The following is a 17279-nucleotide window of genomic DNA, read 5'->3' on the forward strand; positions in this document are numbered from 1 at the left end:
TTACTTTTTCAGAACCCTAAAAAAGAAAATCTAACGTTTTTGTGTCATCTCAATCGTAACCATTTCTACGTTGCCACCAATTGGCGGATTGATCTTAGAAACTTCAACGGTTGCTTCTTCTGCAATTACAATTTCTTTAAAAATACGATCCAAAATACGCTTGGCAACATGTTCTAACAACGCAGATCTAATTGCCATTTCTTCCTTTACAATCCTATTGACATGCACATAATCAACTGTTTCTTGTAAATTATCACTCACTGCTGAAGGTTGCAAATCAGCTTTTACAGCAACATCGACACGATATTCACTTCCAATTTTGCTCTCTTCTACCAAACAACCGTGATACGCATACACGTTGATGTTAGTCACACGAATAATTCCCATATAGTGATTTAACTTAATATTTTAATAAATTTTCTTTTTACGGTTTTTGATGTTTTGAGGCAATTTATAAGATCATTAAATATGGCTTTCTTCATTTTTCCCCAAATGATATAATCTGTACCTTCAATAGGATAAATTTCTTGTAAATAATCTGTTTTATATAAGTCTATTTGATAACCATAAACATGAGTTGGAAAGTCAAAACTTTTTTGACAAGTAGTAATATTTATTTTTGGAGAAAAGACAAAGCAATTAAAATTTATATTTGGTAATTCAATACAACCTTGCTCAACAAGATATTCAGTTGGTATAGAATCTTTCCTTGTAGGGAGTGATGCGAGGATACTTTTATCTTCAGTATTTTTTAAAACAATAAAATATTTTGATTTAGCGGTATTTCCATTTTTAAAATAAAAAGGATCAAAATAAACAATAGTGCCTTCTTCAAACATATTAGTGATATGCTAAATAGTCTTTGTATAGTGCTGTTTTTCTCTCATCATGACTCACTAACTGACTTAGATCAATTATATATTCTGAATTACTAATGTTTTCATTAATTAATAATTCCAAAATGTTATTCTCTTTGGCAGTATTGTACCAAGGAGAGAGTTTTCTGTGGGTATGCGAAACAAGTTCTTTTGCTGTTTTCTTTCCGAAATTATCAGTTACAAATTGCAAAAGTTCAATATCATTCTGTGAAAATTCGTCATCATTAAATTTTACCTTAGGTTGAATAAAAGTCTGACCATCTGAATTCGTTGTTTTCTCTATATAATTTTTTAAAAGCGTTGGTTCCGTTGAAAGTTCTATGAAAATATCTTCTGAAACAGGTCCAAACTTCCAAACTTTATATTTCAAATTTAAAAATGGAATTCCACCTTTCTTGATAGATAATTCATCAAGAATGTATAATAATTTAAGAATCTTTGTTTTAGATAAGTTTTCAATATTCTCAGCCAAGAAAATAATTGTATGACCAATCTTTGAAAGATGCTCAGGATTATATGTTGTATAAAACTTACTCATTTTTAAATGTATTCTATAATAACATTAAAGATTAATATAATGTTACATACAAATTTACGAAATTTTAGGAAACTTTTTTGAATTTATTGTAGTCAAGCTTGTAGTTGCAGTAAATGGTTAATAAAAAGAATAAGCTTAAGTCAAGAATTATTCTCATTTTAAGAATGCAAAAATAACGTATTATCTCAAAAGCTGTATCAAATCTTACTTATTGATTACAAAAGCGTAATGATCTTTATTTTTCTCTTAAAATATTAATTCGTAAACAGATCAAAAATATTACTAATCGCACTCGTTTTTGCCTTATAAAACTCGGTATACGAACAGCGCTCGCAACTTACAGAAGTAAACTTTGCACTCTGAACGTCGAAAATCTTAGACCAACGTCCGCCAGTAGCACGCATCTCTCCTACTTTGTAGGTTCTATTATTGCATTTTGGACAGGAGTAATTTGAATGTTGCATGATTATTTTTAGTTTTTTGATTCATAAAATCAGTATCCAAAAAGAAACTTTTGTTACAAACAAAAAAGCAGATTCTTATTTCACATTAATTCGCTAATTTTACGCTTTTATTTGAAGAAGCACTTATTCTCATGACAGAAGAAACAAAATCACTCAATTTTATTGAGCATATTATAGAAGAAGACTTAGCAAACGGAATGTCAACCAACGAACTCCGTTTTCGTTTTCCACCAGAACCAAATGGATATTTACATATTGGACACACGAAAGCTATTGGTATTAGTTTTGGTTTGGGTGAAAAATACAATGCGCCTGTAAACCTTCGTTTTGACGATACCAATCCTGCCAAAGAAGAACAAGAATATGTAGATGCCATCAAACGTGATATTGCTTGGCTTGGTTATCAATGGGCAAACGAATGTTATTCTTCAGATTACTTTCAGCAATTATACGATTGGACAATTCAATTGATAAAAGATGGAAAAGCCTATGTAGATTCGCAAACTTCAGAAGCGATGGCGGAACAAAAAGGAACGCCAACGCAAGTTGGAACCAACAGTCCGTATCGCAACAGAAGTGTGGAAGAAAACCTAGACTTATTTCAGCGCATGAAAAATGGCGAATTTGAAGCAGGTACACATGTATTGCGCGCCAAAATTGACATGGAAGATCCAAACATGCTCATGCGCGATCCAATTATGTATAGAATCTTATACGCACATCATCATCGTACAGGAAACGATTGGTGTATTTATCCAATGTACGATTGGACACACGGCGAAAGTGATTACATCGAACAAATATCACATTCCTTATGTTCATTAGAATTTAAACCGCATCGTAAACTCTATGATTGGTTCAAAGAAAACGTATACAAATACAGCAAAGACGAATATCCGCTACAACCAAAACAACGCGAATTTGCACGACTCAACCTAAGTTATACCATTATGAGTAAACGGAAATTACTCAAATTGGTAGAAGAAAACATTGTTTCTGGTTGGGACGATCCACGAATGCCAACAATTTCAGGCTTGCGCCGAAGAGGTTATACGCCAGCAGCTATTCGAAAATTTGTAGAAACGGTTGGTGTTGCAAAGCGTGAAAATGTAATTGATGTTTCATTATTAGAATTCTGTATCAGAGAAGATCTGAACAAAACGGCTAACCGTGTAATGGCGGTTTTAGATCCTGTAAAACTGATCATTACCAACTATCCAGATGAAAAAGTAGAATGGTTAGAAGCAGAAAACAATCCAGAAGATGAAAACGCTGGAAGTCACAAAGTTCCATTCTCAAAAGAATTATATATAGAGCGTGAAGATTTCAAAGAAGATGCAGGAAGCAAATACTTTAGACTAACGCTCGGAAAAGAAGTGCGTCTTAAAAATGCGTACATCATCAAAGGAGAAAATGTAGTAAAAGATGCTGATGGAAACATCACAGAAATTCACTGTACTTATGATGAAGATAGTCTAAGTGGAAGCGGCACAGAAGCCAGTGTACGCAAAGTAAAAGGTACATTGCATTGGGTTTCCATTGCGCATGCTATAGAAGCTGAGGTTCGTGTGTACGATCGTTTATTTTCAGATGAAGCGCCAGACAGTCACAAAGACAAAGACTATATGGAGTTTGTAAATCCAAACTCGTTAAAAATTGTAAAAGCATACGTAGAACCGTTTCTAAAAGAAGCACAAGTTGAAGATCGTTTTCAATTTCAACGTTTAGGATATTTCAATGTAGATAAAGATTCTACAGCTGAAAAATTAGTATTCAATAAAACGGTCGGATTGCGTGATACATGGGCAAAACAGAAACCAAAGCCACAGCAAAATCAAGCGAAACCGCAACAAAAACAACAACACCAACGTCCACCAATTGAAGAAATAAAACAATTGGGTAAAAAGTACACCAATCTTCCTGAAGAAAAACAACAAAAAGCAAAAGAGAAGATTCAAGCATTGGCTGAAAATGTTGCATATGAAGATTTAGAACCTTTATTCAACACAGCAGCTAAAAAAGCAGGAACACGTATTGCCGCAATGTTAACGCTTGGTGTATTGCTCAAAAATGGACAAGAACGCACTGAAAACGTCACAGAATTCATTGAAAAAGCACTGGATGATAAAAACGAATTATTAGTGGCAGAAGCACAACAATTACAGTAAAAATTAGGATATAATATAAATCAAAGCCGTACGAACGTATGGCTTTTTTTGTGCTTAAATTAAATTGTATATTGTGATTTATGAACAAAAACCGCATGAAAACCTTCGTTTACCAAACTATCATATTAGTTACACTATGTTTCCTAAGTAGTTGTTCTTTTCTAGAAGATGACAGCCTCACTCCTATTGAAAAAGAACGATTAGAGCTGGAAGAAAGCATACATTCATACAAAGTATTATTGTGGAAATATTTCAAAATGTCCTACAAAGCTTCGTACGTTTCGGAAGAAACCTATCCTGAATTATTACCTATAAAGGAAAAACTCGGCAACATTCAACAATTTTCTCAATTGTATGATAAAAAATTAAAAAATGACGAATTAACAGCGTTAGATTACATCGATTTGTACAAAGATTTCATGCAAATAAAAGACTTCATCAAAGAAACGGATGAGGACGTTTTACCTTCAATTTTTGAATTTGACACTGATCGTAAAAAACAATATTCAGCAGAAGAAATACGGCAACAAAAATCGTTGGAACACTTACTTTTTTCCATAGCTTCTATCCTTTCCAAAGATTTAGGAAGGGAAATTGCCATCTATGAAATCATGAAAATTGACATTGAAAATACTCCTGAAAGTGAAGCAAAATGTCTCTTTAGATACATTAGAGCGATCTTGTATGTAGAAAAAGGATTGACCTATTTAGCCGAAGAAGATTTGACGCAAAACATTCAATACATTGAAAAAAGTGGTAATATTGATTTTTCTGAATATTATCAGTATTTACATGGAAAAAACACATCCAAACGACAAGCATACGATGTAAGTTTAGCAATACATTACCTTCTACGCGGCGTAGATCGATTACTTATAGGTGATGAAAAAGAACAAGGCGCCTTGGAAGATTTTCAAGCATTTCTAAATATCATGAATCATTTGGGCATACAAACAGAATTAACGCTGGCAGTTGAAACCTATATACACCTCAAAAATGAAGATGCTGAAAAAGCGATTGCATCATTACAATTGTTAAAACAAAGTACCATGCTTTCCGAAAAGGAAAAGAAAACAATAGATGAATCCATAGGATATTTGCAAAATAGAGAATCAGGAAAAGTGCTAAATTCGGTATATGACAAATACTTTTTAAGTAAAATAGTAACGAAATATACATGGAATACCGTAAAAGAGCTCAATTGGAAACATTTTATGAAAAAACAAGGTTTTGAAAATGTAGATGCTACTTTTGACAAAATAGAAGCCACCAAAGAATTCATTGAAAACCTAGAAAAATACACTACTGAAGACGGATTGAAAGCAGCTGAAGAACAACTCAAAGAAGGTGGAGAAGAACTTTGGGACAAAGCCAAAAAATACTGGAATGAAAATTAAAGGCTGAAATCATTGTAAAAATCCTACAAATTCTTTAACAAAAGAGTTTAGATCCTTAAAAAATGTAACATTTTTTTGCAAACTTATTAGTATATTAGCAAGCTAATTACTTTTTTGACAATCTTTTAGAAGTAAAACACGTTTTTAAATCATTGTTGGAAGCAGTAATAAAAAAATCGTAAGTTTTATTAATACCTATAACTTAATTAAAAATTGTCATGAAAAAAATTACCCTTGTAAAGAACTTGCTAGGTTCTTTCTTCCCTTTACTAGTGGCCGCAATTTTCTTAAATTGTTCCGTTATAAAGGCTCAAAACACAGTGCTTTTCCAGGACGAAATCATCACGATGCCAAACAACATTTCATCATTTGATTGGAACTCTATGCCTGAATCAGCAGAATTTAATGATGGATATTTCGGTTGGATTCGTTTCAACCAAACACCAACACAAGCTATTCAAAATGATTTTGTAGCTAGAAATCTTAAACTTATTGAGTACTATCCAGATCAAACGTATTTATTTTACTTTCCAAAAAGTACGGAAGTATCCTTTTTACGAAACTCAGGTGCTATTTCAATAATTCCTGTTACAAGTAATATTAAAAAATCTTCACAAATCAAATTTAACAACATTGACAGCTATGCTATGCAAGGCAACAATGTGTTAGTTACATTAGAACATTATGACTTTATTGAAAAAGCGTATGTTGCTGAAGAATTAACAAAATTAGGATCTGTAAGTATTCTAGAAGATTACAAAGGACAAAGCATGTTTCAAATTGCACTTCCTTATGAAAAAATTGATGAAGTCGCAGGACAAGCATTTGTAAAGTGGTTAGAATTAATTCCACCACCAGCGGTAAAAGAAGATATTAGAGGAAGAAGTATTCACAGAGCTTCAAACCTTGACTCGCAAACGCCAACTGGTAGACACTATACTGGAGCAGGCGTAGGAGTAATGAATCGTGATGACGGTTTTGTTGGTCCTCATATTGACTTTCAAGGACGTGTTGACAACTCAGCAACATCAACTACAGGACCAACACACGGAGACGGTGTAGGTGGAATCATGGCGGGAGCTGGTAACTTAGATCCTACGAACAAAGGAATGGCTGCTGGATCTGATATGTATGTTGTACAATATGTAACATCATTCTTAGACCAAGCAACAACAGACCTAATCAATGCTGGAACGGTACAAATTACTAACTCATCTTATGGTAATGGTTGTAATGGAGGTTACACATCTGTTACTCGTACAGTAGATGAGCAAACAAATACAATTCCAAGTTTACTTCACGTATTCTCAGCAGGTAATTCAGGAACAAGTAACTGTGGTTACGGAGCTGGAGCCGGATGGGGAAATATTACGGGTGGACACAAGCAAGGAAAAAATGTAATTGCAACAGCAAACACATTCTTTAACGGACAATTAGCGAGTTCTAGTAGTCGTGGACCTGCAGCTGATGGTCGTATTAAGCCAGATATCACTGCACACGGTCAAAATCAAGTATCAACAGCAGAAAACAATACATACCAAACGTTTGGAGGAACTTCAGGAGCTGCACCAGGAATCGCAGGAGTTTCAGCACAATTATACGAAGCATATGCAGATTTAAATGGAGGTGCATTTCCAGAATCAGCCTTAATCAAAGCTACATTATTAAACACAGCAAATGATTACGGAAATGTAGGACCAGATTTCAGCTTCGGATGGGGAATGGTTAACGGACTTAGAGCTGCAATGCTTATTGAAGAAGGACGTTATTTAGACGCTACAGTAACACAAGGTGCAAATAATAATCACTCAATTACAGTACCAGCAAATACGACACAAGTTCGTTTTATGGTATATTGGAGTGATGTAGCTGCTGCGCCAGGAGCTGCACCAGCTTTAGTAAATGACTTAGATTTAGTTGTAACTGATCCAACAAGTGCAACATTCCAACCATGGGTATTAAACACTACACCAAACTCGGCTTTACTAAATTTAGCAGCGGGTACAGGAGTTGACCGTTTAAACAATGTAGAGCAAGTATTGATCAACAATCCAGCAGCAGGAACATATAACATTAATGTTGCCGGATTCAACGTTCCTGTTGGGCCACAAAAATATTATGTAGTGTATGAAATCATTACTGATGGATTAACAATGACATATCCAATCGGTGGCGAACGTTTTGTACCAGCAACACAAGAAACTATTCATTGGGATGCTGTAAATGCTGTGAACACTACTACATTAGAATTCTCTGTAGATAATGGAGCTACTTGGACAACAATGGCAACATTGCCTCCAGCTACTAGAAACTACACTTGGACAGTACCTAATAATGTTTCTGGTCAGTGTATTATAAGAGCTACAAATGGAACACTAACAGATCAAAGCCCAGAGAATTTCTCAATTGCACAACGTGTAACAGGTGTCTCTATTCAGTCTGTTTGCCCTACGGAAGCAACAATTTCTTGGAATGCCGTTCAAGGTGCAACATCATATGATGTGTATGTATTAGGACAAAAATACATGGAAGTTATTGGAAACTCTACCACAACATCACATACATTCCCAATTGCTGATCCAGCTGACCCACTATGGTTTGCTGTAAGTGCAAAAGGAGGAAATGGATGGGCTGGTTTACGTACCAATGCAAGAAGCTACTTAGCAGGCGTATTATTTAACTGTGTATTAGCTAAAGACTTGTCGGTAAGTACAATCAATAATGATGCTTCAGACTTCCAAACGATCTGTAACGCAGGTTCAATTATAGTATCAGTAGATATTCAAAATGATGGTACAGATCCGCAAACAAACTTTATGATAACGTATCAAATTGGAACAGATCCTGTAGTACAAGAAATGTACAACGGAACATTAGCTTCAGGAGCGTCAGACACATTTAGCTTTGCTACACCAGTAACATTAACTGCGAACGGAGCAAATACGTTAAAAGTGTGGACATCATTATCAGGAGACGAATACGTAAACAATGATGAAAAGTCACTAGATTTCTTTGCACAAGTAAGCGGAACTTCGGTAGACTTTCTTGAGTCGTTTGAAGTAAACCCTGTTTTACCAGAAGGTTGGGTATTAGACAATCCTGATGGCGCAAGAACATGGCAAGGACGATCAAATGTTATAGGTGCTGATGGAAGCTCAACAACAGCTGCCTTTGTCGATGGTGCAAACTACTCAACTAGAGGAGAAGAAGATACATTTACAACAGAATATTTTGATCTTAACTTTAACGGAACTGCCGAATTAAAATTCGATTTAGCAAAAGCACAATGGTCTGCCGCTTATAACGACGGATTACGTGTAGAAGTTTCTGTTGATTGTGGAGCAACATATACGCAAATCTATTTTAAAGATGGAACCAACTTAGCTACTGTTCCTAATGTAAATGCTGCTTGGGTACCAAACAGTGCTACAAACTGGAGAACAGAAGTGGTAGACTTAACACCATATGTTGGAAATGATATCTTATTAAGATTTGTGAATATCAACGATTACAGTAACAGTACGTTTGTAGATAATATTTCTATTGAAAGTACATTATCTGTTGGAGAAAATGCATTAGAAAGCGCTATTTCTATGTATCCAAATCCTGCAAAAAGTAATGTAGATATTATTATCAATACAACAATTGGAAACACATACGAAGTTGAGTTACTAAATAGCTTAGGACAATCAATTTCTAAAATTGAAGAAACTCGTTTTAGTGCAAGAGCACAACAACGTTTAGATGTTTCTGCATACGGAACAGGATTATACTTTGTAAAAATCAAAGTAGGTGATCAAGTGGTGACGAAAAAATTAATCGTCAACTAAAAAGCAACACCAATCCAACCAAATTCTAAAAATCCTGAGAATAGTACATTCTCAGGATTTTTTTTATCCATTAAAGAAGTATAGATAATGTTGATTTTTATACAGTTTACTATTGAAAACAGTTATAAAAAACTGCTTTAAATAGAGCGTTCTCATGCAATTAAAATAAAATTGAAACTACTTAGTTTAGCGCTCTTCAAAACTCTCTAAAAACATACTTAAAACACAAAAACCTATATACAAGTAATCCTGCCGTTGAGCAGGATCTTTTTTAAATGTATATAATTGTATTATTATGTGAAAAACGGCATTTTAAACTTCTTTCAGCAATACATCAAACTTGAATCATATTATTTTTTAATATCTTCTGTTTTCATTACATTTTCAGGAATCTTCAATGAAGTTTTAAAATCTGGAAAATATGAAATAATAGTTCCGTTTGGCTTCATCTCTTTAGCTTCCACAAAACTCCATTTTTTAGTAGTTTCATTATAAAACCCTAACATATAACTTGTAGAAATAATACGTTTATCGTTCATCGTCATTACGTTATAATTTTCAACATAACAACGATACTCGCCTTGTTCTTTTACAATATCTGAAACAGCTTTGGTTTCAGCGACTTGATAAGCAAAACCGCCAGCTTTCATTTGGTTGAATGTAGATATTAAGTATTCTTCCATAACTTCAGCACCGCCAGCAGCTTTTAAAATATTTGGATGTGTATACGTAAGTAAGGTTTTAAAATCTTCTTTTAAAGTAGCATCACACGCCGCTTGTGCATCACGCATGGCACTTTTTTTCATAGCGTCCATATCTTGTGCATACATTGTTGAGGTAGCACAAAAAACGAATAGGAGGAAAGTGATTTTTTTAATCATGATTAGTGTATTTTAAAGTTTTTAAGATATAAAAAACCCGAAACAATTTGTTTCGGGTTGTGTGTTTTGATAGAGAATATTATTCTCCTTTCTTGTTTTTAGCGTTTTTCATAGCTTCTCCAATTTGATTACTTGCCGTAAAACTAGCAACCATATCATTGAGCATATTACTTCCTGCTTGTGGTGAATTTGGTAATAATATTAAGTTACTATTTGTTTCCTGACCAATAGCTTGTAAGGTATCATAATGCTGTGTTACCACAATTAAGGCAGATGCTTCTTGCGAGTTAATTCCAACCTTATTTAATACTTCTACAGACTCTTCTAAACCACGTGCAATTTCACGACGCTGATCTGCAATACCTTGTCCTTGTAAACGCTTGCTTTCTGCTTCTGCTTTTGCTTTTTCAACGATTAAAATACGTTGTGCATCTCCTTCATATTGTGCAGCAGTTTTTTCTCTGTCAGCCGCATTAATACGGTTCATTGCCGCTTTTACTTGCGCATCAGGATCAATATCTGTAACTAACGTTTTAATGATATCATAACCATATTCCATCATGGCATCATTCAATTCAGATTTTACTGCAATTGCAATATCATCTTTCTTAACGAATACATCATCCAATTTCATTTTTGGAACTTCGGCACGTACAACGTCAAATACATACGATGTAATTTGATCGTGTGGATAATCTAACTTATAAAAAGCATCATATACTTTATCCTTAATTACTTTGTATTGTACAGAAACTTTTAAACGAACGAATACATCATCTAATGTTTTGGTTTCGATGATTACATCTAATTGTTGAATTTTTAAACTTAATTTCCCTGCGATTCTATCTACCAAAGGAATTTTTAGCTGTAAACCCGATTGGCGAATACTATTAAAACGTCCGAAACGTTCAATAATAGCTGCAGTTTGCTGTTTTACAATAAAGAATGACGATAACAGTATAATGACTGCAAGAACAATCAATACTATAAAGATGGGATGTGGCATAACGTGTATGTTTTAAATGTTAGTGTGATTAAAAATAATTTTTTTTTGTGTAAAAAAGGATACTTTTGGCAACTTTAATCAAAAGTACTCCCAAAATGAACAAAACCTATTTTCTACTATTAGTAGCAACAACCCTACTTTTTGTTACAAAATCTTTTTCACAAAGTCGTTATAATGACTACAACCGCTTAGGAATTTCGGCTGGTGCGCATCTATTTGATATCCGTACAAATGATCTGGTTACTACCAATGCTGTCGGTTTTCAAGGAGGATTATCTACCCGTGGAACTGTGGCTCGACGTTTTGATATGGTTTATTTTTTACATCTTAACTTTCATGAATTCAATATATTAGGAAGAGAAACGTTGGTATCTGAAAATGAAGAAATACCATTCAATTTATTGGCAGCCAAAATAGGTGTACTCGGAAGTTATAAAATTAGTGAAAAACACTTTAGTGTAGAATTTGGTCCAGCCGTGCAACTTTCTGATAAATTTGAAATTGACAGCAAATTTGAAGACTATACATTACAAGGGTATGATACATTTACAGCAAAAGATGCGCGCCAAACATCACGCTTTAATGTTATGGGAATTATAGGAATATCAGGAGGATTTCAAGTATTTAAAATTTCTTTGCAATACGAATATGGATTTTCAAACGTTTTAAATAAACTGACAGTTGACAATAAAAAATTGAAAGGAAATACAGAACAGTTGAGTGTTTTAGCCACTTTCTATTTGTAGTAACACGAAAAAGCGCGCCAATTGGCGCGCTTTTTAATTTTTTTCTCCGATTTTATTTAGTAAGTGAGAATAATGTCGATCCATTTGATCTACTTGTTTTTAATTCGCTTAGCAATAACTTTTCCTAAGCCAGAACCTATTCCAGACGTTGCCCCACCAATTGCCGCAGCAACAGTTCCCACTCCAGGAAAAACAAAAGTTCCTAATGAAGCTCCAATAGCAGTATTTATACCAACTTCTTTTCCAATTAATTCTAAATCCTCTTCAAAGTCTAAACTATCATATGACATAATGTGTTGATTTTAAGGTTAATAAAATGAAAAAAAATCAAAAAACATGCCAAATTGCAACTTTCATAATAATACTTTCAACTTATGGGATAGTAATATCATTATATTTAATACAATATTAGTGAATTCGAAAAATACGTCATATTGAACTTGATTCAGTTACAACATATCAATTACTTTCTGAATACGTTTGATGGTTTCCTGTTTTCCAATCATAAACATAATTTGAAACAAATCGGGTCCGCTTAATGCGCCAGCTAAGGCAAAACGCAACGGTTGCATTACTTTTCCAAAACCAATTTCGTTATCAGTAATCCAGCCTTTAATATTAGTTTGAAGCGTTTCTACACTATAATCTTCCGTAGCTTCAATAATTTCTACCAGCTTGTTCAAAATATCGCCTGTACCTTCTTTTAAGGCCTTTTTACGTGCTTTTTCATCATATTCCGTTGGCGCCACGAAGAAAAAGTGACTCAAACTCCATAAATCTTTCGTAAATGAAGCTCTTTCTTTTATCAAATCAACGACCATTTCAATATAATTGATGTCAATATCTGCCAATTCCGCTTGATTTTCTTTAAAAGCAATGGCGATACTTTCGTTAGATTTTAATTGCATATATTGTTGGTTGAACCAATCCGCTTTTTTAATATCAAATCGTGCACCAGCTTTGTTAATTCGTTCTAGTTCAAATGTTTCAATTAACGCATCCAAACTGAAAATTTCTTGCTCCGTTCCAGGATTCCAACCTAAAAATGCTAAGAAATTTATCAAGGCATCTGGGAAATATCCTTCGTCCTTGAAACCCATATACAATTGTCCTTCTTTGGTATCATTCCATTCTTTTGGAAATACTGGGAAACCAAATTTTGCACCATCACGCTTGCTCAATTTTCCTTTCCCAGTTGGTTTTAAAATTAATGGCAAATGCGCAAATTGTGGCGCTTCCCATTCAAACGAACGGTATAATAAATAATGTAGCGCTAACGAAGGCAACCATTCTTCTCCACGAATAACATGTGTAATTTCCATTAAATGGTCATCTACAATATTTGCCAAATGATAGGTTGGCATTCCGTCACTTTTAAACAGAATTTTATCATCTAAAATATTCGTATCAATCTTTACATCTCCACGAACGATATCTTGTAAGTGTAAAATTTCATCTTGTGGCGATTTGAAACGAATTACATACGGTTCGCCAGCATCAAGTTTAGCCGCGACTTCTTCCGCCGAAAGCGCTAAAGAATTCGTCAACTTTAAACGATTGTGCCAGTTGTAGATAAATGTTTTTCCTTTTGCTTCATGATCTTTTCGGTGTGCATCTAATGAATCGGCAGTGTCAAACGCGTAATATGCGTGTCCTTTTTCAATCAATTCATCGGCATATTGTTTGTACAAATGTTTGCGCTCACTTTGTCTGTATGGACCAAATCCGCCATCTTTTCCAACACCTTCATCAAACGGAATTCCACACCATTCTAATGCTTCTGTGATATATTCTTCCGCACCTTCTACAAATCGGTTTTGATCTGTATCTTCAATACGTAACACAAAATCGCCGCCATGTTTTTTGGCGAATAAATAGTTGAATAAGGCAGTTCTAACGCCTCCAATATGTAATGGTCCTGTTGGACTTGGTGCAAAACGAACACGAACTTTTTTTGACATGAATTTTAGTATATGGTTATATATACAAAGGTAATTGGAAAAGTGAAACCCTCAAAGTTTTAATTTTGAGGGTTTCGAAAATCAGCAGGTTTGAGAAAAATGCTATTTCTTTTAAAAGTAATGTCAAATCGAGCGCAGTCGAGATTCAAATGAAATAATAGCGTGTTTAGCTTCTCAACTGCGTCCGAAGTGACAGATTAGACTTATGTATCTTTATTACTTTTTAATAAATTTTTCTGTATGAACGATGCCTGAAGTTGTTGTTACCGTCACAAAGTACATGTTAGCGCTTAGTTGCGAAACATCAATCTCTGAAACCTCGATTGCTTTGCTTTGTACCAACTTTCCTGTAATATCTGTGATTCTGTAAGATACAATTGCTTCGTCTGAATTAAATTGTAAAATATCTGATGTTGGATTTGGAAACATACTAAAGTTAAGTAGGTCTGCTTCTTCTCGTCCTAATGTTCCGTTGTTGGTTTCGCCCATTACGAATAACGAACGTAAATGATCTTTTACTTCTGTGGTAAATACATTCATTGGAGTTGAATTTCCGTTTTCTGTACTTAGCGTAATTTGGTACGACCAATCTTCATCATAACAACTATCGCAACAGCTTCCTACGTACAATCCAATAACATACATTTTGTTATGTTCAAAGTTATAATTCGGGAACGTTGTTGTTAATCCCCAAACAGGATTGGTTGATGTTGGGATTTGATTGTTGAATCCGCCAATATTACTTGACCACGCAAAAGTATCAGGAACCATGTTGATGAAATCTAACGGTTGCGTGAATGGGAAAGAAGACAATTCTAACTCGTACACAAACCAAGCATATTGGTAACCACTGTTTTGCTCCGTACATACATCTTCTACCAATAAAATATCATCTGTAGTATCAATACTATTGATAGAACCTGTTAATTGCTGCGGACTTCCTTGGTGCAATACGCTAATATTAAGGTTTTGATCAAGTTTCGCTTGCAATGAAATATCGTCAATTGCTAAGTCGTTTCCATCGCCTAAACCATCTTCTTTTAAGTGAATTTTAATGTCTAAAATATCTTGATCGCCTTCAAAACATTCTGAAATTTGTTGCCAATCGCAAGGATCGTCACTATTGGTATCAATTGTGATCCAATCGTATAACTGACCATTTACTTCCAAACGAATTTCTGGTTTTATATTGAATGTACACTGTGGCATATCTTTAAAGTTTGCACAGAATTTATACGTTTTTTCAAAATCAATTTGTACTGTTTGTTGCCAAATAACACTTGAAGTTCCAGCAGGTTGTGTTGTTCTCCCGTTGACTAATAAAAAATCTTTATTGTCAACATATTGTGTAGGATCAGCACAAGCAGAATGATCTGTAATGCTAGTTCCAAAAATGCTTGCATCGTCAGACACATAAAAAGCGCCTGGATACAAACTTGCATCTTCTGTATAATCGCTAGTAAATCCGTTGGTACCGTTTTCAAAGTTTCCGTTTTCTACCAAATTACCGCCTTCACAGCAAAACGCACCTTCATTGGTTGGTTCGCCACCTTGAATGTCACAATCTTGAATACAAATATTGTCATATCCGTATTCTTCTGTTGGACTTGAAGTAAGATCTAAGTAAAAACGAATTCCGTCAATATTACTGATTAGGTTGTTCCAGTCTGTACAATCTGATCCGGCAGCCATTACCCATTCTCCGTTTGCGTTTGATGGCAAATCGGCACCTTCACAAGTTTCAATTGGCGCACATACGTGAACCCATCCGCCACCTTCTGTAGTTTGTACCGTTGCTACAAATGTTGCTGTAGCTGTTGGACTTGTGGGAGATCCGCTATAAATAATTAATCGTGGAGATAATGGTTCGCCAAAATTTCCATCTTCAATGACTTGAAAATCCCAACACAAGCATTGTCCGTTATATTCACGCCAATCGCCTGCATAATCAACATCGTTATAAATGTAGGATGAACCAGAAGCGTCATACGAATGTAAAAAGAAGTCATCCGCGTTTCCGCTAGGTCCAAAAGGGTCTGCTGTATTTGCGCCTGCAGCAACGCCATTCCAATTAGAAATATCTTGATCGTTAAAGTCTTCGCAAAATTGACCAAAGCTTACTCCGTAAACGAAGAGTAAACATAAAGTAAAAATGTTTCTCATAATGTAAAGTGTTTAAGTTTCTATTGTTTTGTTTCAAGGCAAAGATGCGCCAGGATCAAAACATAGAGTAGAAGCAAAGCACTAAGAATATAGAAGTGTTTTACTGTGAGAAACAGGTATAGAAAAACCGTAAGTGGTACAGGAAAAACACTTAGGAAATCATTTCACTTGGGATGCGTTTATTCATCACTTTGAACCATAAAGGCGGAATTAATGCCAAAACCATTGAAGTTGGATAGCCAAAAGGCATTTGCGGACTTTTTTCATGACAATCTAGCAATTGGTACTTTTTTGAAGCTTTGTAATGATGATCGCTATGGCGTGTGAGTTCGTATAAAACAATACGTCCGATGACATGATTGGAATTCCAAGAGTGAATTTCACGAACACGTTCGTAACGACCTGAAGCTAATTTTTTACGCAGCAATCCGTAGTGTTCAATATAGTTGATGGTTTCTAATAAAAGGAAGCTTACCACAGCACTTGCCAAGATGAAAATTAGTCCTAACGTTCCAAAAAAATAGGCAACAATTCCAACATAAGCCAATTGCAAAACGCTAAACCAAAACATATTATTCTTCCATGAGAAAAATGAAATATTTCCACGTTGGCGTAAATTTTCCTGAATTTTCCAAGCATTTATATATTGACGAATTGTTGAGGTAAACCAAAATGAATACACCACTTGATTGTATCTAGCCGTTGCAGGATCTTCCTTTGTTGCAGCATGCAAATGATGTCCAAAATTATGCTCCACAAAAAAGTGCATGTACAAAGAAGGCAATAATAAAATCTTTGCCATTATTTGCTCAACTTGTGTTTGTCTATGCCCAAGTTCGTGCGCCACATTAATTCCGTTTGAGCCTAATACAATTCCAGTAGAAAAGATCAACCCAACCAATTCATAGGTTTCATAATTTCCGTTGGAAACGCTTATGATTGTTGCAATTAGCAATCCGTACACAATAGGAATATTTAAATACAACAACCAATCAAAAACACGATTTGCTGCTTTTTCTTCTACTTCTTCATCGGATAAATTTGCCGTACTTTGTGAAAAAATCAATTCCATAAGCGGAATCATTCCAAAGGCATATAATGGAGTTAAATAGGTATAATATCCACCTAAATATAAGGCAAGTACAGCAACCAATGGCGTAGAAAAAGCGGCTAAATATTTTAAATCTTTCATCTGTTCATTTTTCAGTTCAAGGCGTTTAAAAATACTATTTTTTTTTGAAATGAAA

The 17279-nt window shown here is 34.6% G+C and carries 14 protein-coding genes; 4 read left to right on the forward strand and 10 right to left on the reverse strand.

Annotated features, from left to right (window positions below):
* Positions 1-30: 30 nt before the first annotated feature.
* The 4 genes from folB to AA089_RS24155 all read right to left on the reverse strand — a co-directional run bounded on the left by folB (position 31) and on the right by AA089_RS24155 (position 1880).
* On the reverse strand, positions 31-387 hold the full coding sequence (gene folB, locus AA089_RS02200; RefSeq protein WP_046755271.1) for a dihydroneopterin aldolase: 357 nt from the start codon (positions 385-387) through the stop codon (positions 31-33).
* Between the two features lie 8 nt (positions 388-395).
* On the reverse strand, positions 396-839 hold the full coding sequence (locus AA089_RS02205) for a hypothetical protein (protein ID WP_046755272.1): 444 nt from the start codon (positions 837-839) through the stop codon (positions 396-398).
* Position 840: 1 nt separating this feature from the next.
* Entirely contained in the window at positions 841-1416 is a 576-nt protein-coding gene (locus AA089_RS02210; RefSeq protein ID WP_046755273.1) for a Panacea domain-containing protein, read from the reverse strand.
* A 254-nt stretch (positions 1417-1670) separates the two neighbouring features.
* Positions 1671-1880, reverse strand: coding sequence for a zinc ribbon domain-containing protein (locus AA089_RS24155; protein WP_082113171.1), 210 nt, complete (start codon positions 1878-1880; stop codon positions 1671-1673).
* A 131-nt stretch (positions 1881-2011) separates the two neighbouring features.
* Between AA089_RS24155 and AA089_RS02215 the strand changes: the two genes are divergently transcribed.
* The 3 genes from AA089_RS02215 to AA089_RS02225 all read left to right on the forward strand — a co-directional run bounded on the left by AA089_RS02215 (position 2012) and on the right by AA089_RS02225 (position 9275).
* Entirely contained in the window at positions 2012-4048 is a 2037-nt protein-coding gene (locus AA089_RS02215; protein ID WP_046755274.1) for a glutamine--tRNA ligase/YqeY domain fusion protein, read from the forward strand.
* A 95-nt stretch (positions 4049-4143) separates the two neighbouring features.
* Positions 4144-5445, forward strand: coding sequence for a tetratricopeptide repeat protein (locus AA089_RS02220; protein WP_046755275.1), 1302 nt, complete (start codon positions 4144-4146; stop codon positions 5443-5445).
* A gap of 218 nt (positions 5446-5663) precedes the next feature.
* Complete coding sequence (locus AA089_RS02225; protein ID WP_046755276.1) at positions 5664-9275, forward strand: S8 family serine peptidase; 3612 nt, start codon at positions 5664-5666, stop codon at positions 9273-9275.
* A 350-nt stretch (positions 9276-9625) separates the two neighbouring features.
* Here the strand turns inward: AA089_RS02225 and AA089_RS02230 are convergent, their stop codons facing one another.
* Positions 9626-10156: a hypothetical protein gene (locus AA089_RS02230; protein WP_046755277.1), complete on the reverse strand. Its 531-nt coding sequence runs from the start codon at positions 10154-10156 to the stop codon at positions 9626-9628.
* 79 nt (positions 10157-10235) lie between these two features.
* Positions 10236-11162, reverse strand: a complete 927-nt coding sequence (locus AA089_RS02235; RefSeq protein ID WP_046755278.1) for an SPFH domain-containing protein — start codon at positions 11160-11162, stop codon at positions 10236-10238.
* A 95-nt stretch (positions 11163-11257) separates the two neighbouring features.
* Between AA089_RS02235 and AA089_RS02240 the strand changes: the two genes are divergently transcribed.
* Positions 11258-11908: a hypothetical protein gene (locus tag AA089_RS02240; protein WP_046755279.1), complete on the forward strand. Its 651-nt coding sequence runs from the start codon at positions 11258-11260 to the stop codon at positions 11906-11908.
* Between the two features lie 89 nt (positions 11909-11997).
* Here the strand turns inward: AA089_RS02240 and AA089_RS02245 are convergent, their stop codons facing one another.
* The 4 genes from AA089_RS02245 to AA089_RS02260 all read right to left on the reverse strand — a co-directional run bounded on the left by AA089_RS02245 (position 11998) and on the right by AA089_RS02260 (position 17224).
* Positions 11998-12198 carry a hypothetical protein gene (locus AA089_RS02245; RefSeq protein WP_046755280.1) on the reverse strand — a complete coding sequence of 67 codons (201 nt, stop codon included), beginning with the start codon at positions 12196-12198 and terminating at the stop codon, positions 11998-12000.
* 159 nt (positions 12199-12357) lie between these two features.
* The gene (gene gltX / locus AA089_RS02250) at positions 12358-13869 is read right to left on the reverse strand and encodes a glutamate--tRNA ligase (protein ID WP_046755281.1); all 1512 of its coding nucleotides are present in this window, start codon (positions 13867-13869) and stop codon (positions 12358-12360) included.
* Positions 13870-14085: 216 nt separating this feature from the next.
* Positions 14086-16032: a T9SS type A sorting domain-containing protein gene (locus AA089_RS02255; protein ID WP_046755282.1), complete on the reverse strand. Its 1947-nt coding sequence runs from the start codon at positions 16030-16032 to the stop codon at positions 14086-14088.
* Positions 16033-16183: 151 nt separating this feature from the next.
* Entirely contained in the window at positions 16184-17224 is a 1041-nt protein-coding gene (locus AA089_RS02260; protein WP_046755283.1) for an alkane 1-monooxygenase, read from the reverse strand.
* Between the last annotated feature and the right edge of the window lie 55 nt (positions 17225-17279).

It is taken from the genome of Kordia jejudonensis (assembly GCF_001005315.1).
Classification (GTDB): domain Bacteria; phylum Bacteroidota; class Bacteroidia; order Flavobacteriales; family Flavobacteriaceae; genus Kordia; species Kordia jejudonensis.

Bases quoted from the DNA above. Each gene is read 5' to 3' on its own strand.
- folB (WP_046755271.1), bottom strand. From the start codon at position 387: ATGGGAATTATTCGTGTGACTAACATCAACGTGTATGCGTATCACGGT.
- AA089_RS02230 (WP_046755277.1), bottom strand. From the start codon at position 10,156: ATGATTAAAAAAATCACTTTCCTCCTATTCGTTTTTTGTGCTACCTCA.
- AA089_RS02255 (WP_046755282.1), bottom strand. From the start codon at position 16,032: ATGAGAAACATTTTTACTTTATGTTTACTCTTCGTTTACGGAGTAAGC.
- AA089_RS02215 (WP_046755274.1), top strand. From the start codon at position 2,012: ATGACAGAAGAAACAAAATCACTCAATTTTATTGAGCATATTATAGAA.
- AA089_RS02210 (WP_046755273.1), bottom strand. From the start codon at position 1,416: ATGAGTAAGTTTTATACAACATATAATCCTGAGCATCTTTCAAAGATT.
- AA089_RS02205 (WP_046755272.1), bottom strand. From the start codon at position 839: ATGTTTGAAGAAGGCACTATTGTTTATTTTGATCCTTTTTATTTTAAA.
- AA089_RS02240 (WP_046755279.1), top strand. From the start codon at position 11,258: ATGAACAAAACCTATTTTCTACTATTAGTAGCAACAACCCTACTTTTT.
- AA089_RS02220 (WP_046755275.1), top strand. From the start codon at position 4,144: ATGAAAACCTTCGTTTACCAAACTATCATATTAGTTACACTATGTTTC.
- AA089_RS02245 (WP_046755280.1), bottom strand. From the start codon at position 12,198: ATGTCATATGATAGTTTAGACTTTGAAGAGGATTTAGAATTAATTGGA.
- gltX (WP_046755281.1), bottom strand. From the start codon at position 13,869: ATGTCAAAAAAAGTTCGTGTTCGTTTTGCACCAAGTCCAACAGGACCA.
- AA089_RS24155 (WP_082113171.1), bottom strand. From the start codon at position 1,880: ATGCAACATTCAAATTACTCCTGTCCAAAATGCAATAATAGAACCTAC.
- AA089_RS02260 (WP_046755283.1), bottom strand. From the start codon at position 17,224: ATGAAAGATTTAAAATATTTAGCCGCTTTTTCTACGCCATTGGTTGCT.
- AA089_RS02235 (WP_046755278.1), bottom strand. From the start codon at position 11,162: ATGCCACATCCCATCTTTATAGTATTGATTGTTCTTGCAGTCATTATA.
- AA089_RS02225 (WP_046755276.1), top strand. From the start codon at position 5,664: ATGAAAAAAATTACCCTTGTAAAGAACTTGCTAGGTTCTTTCTTCCCT.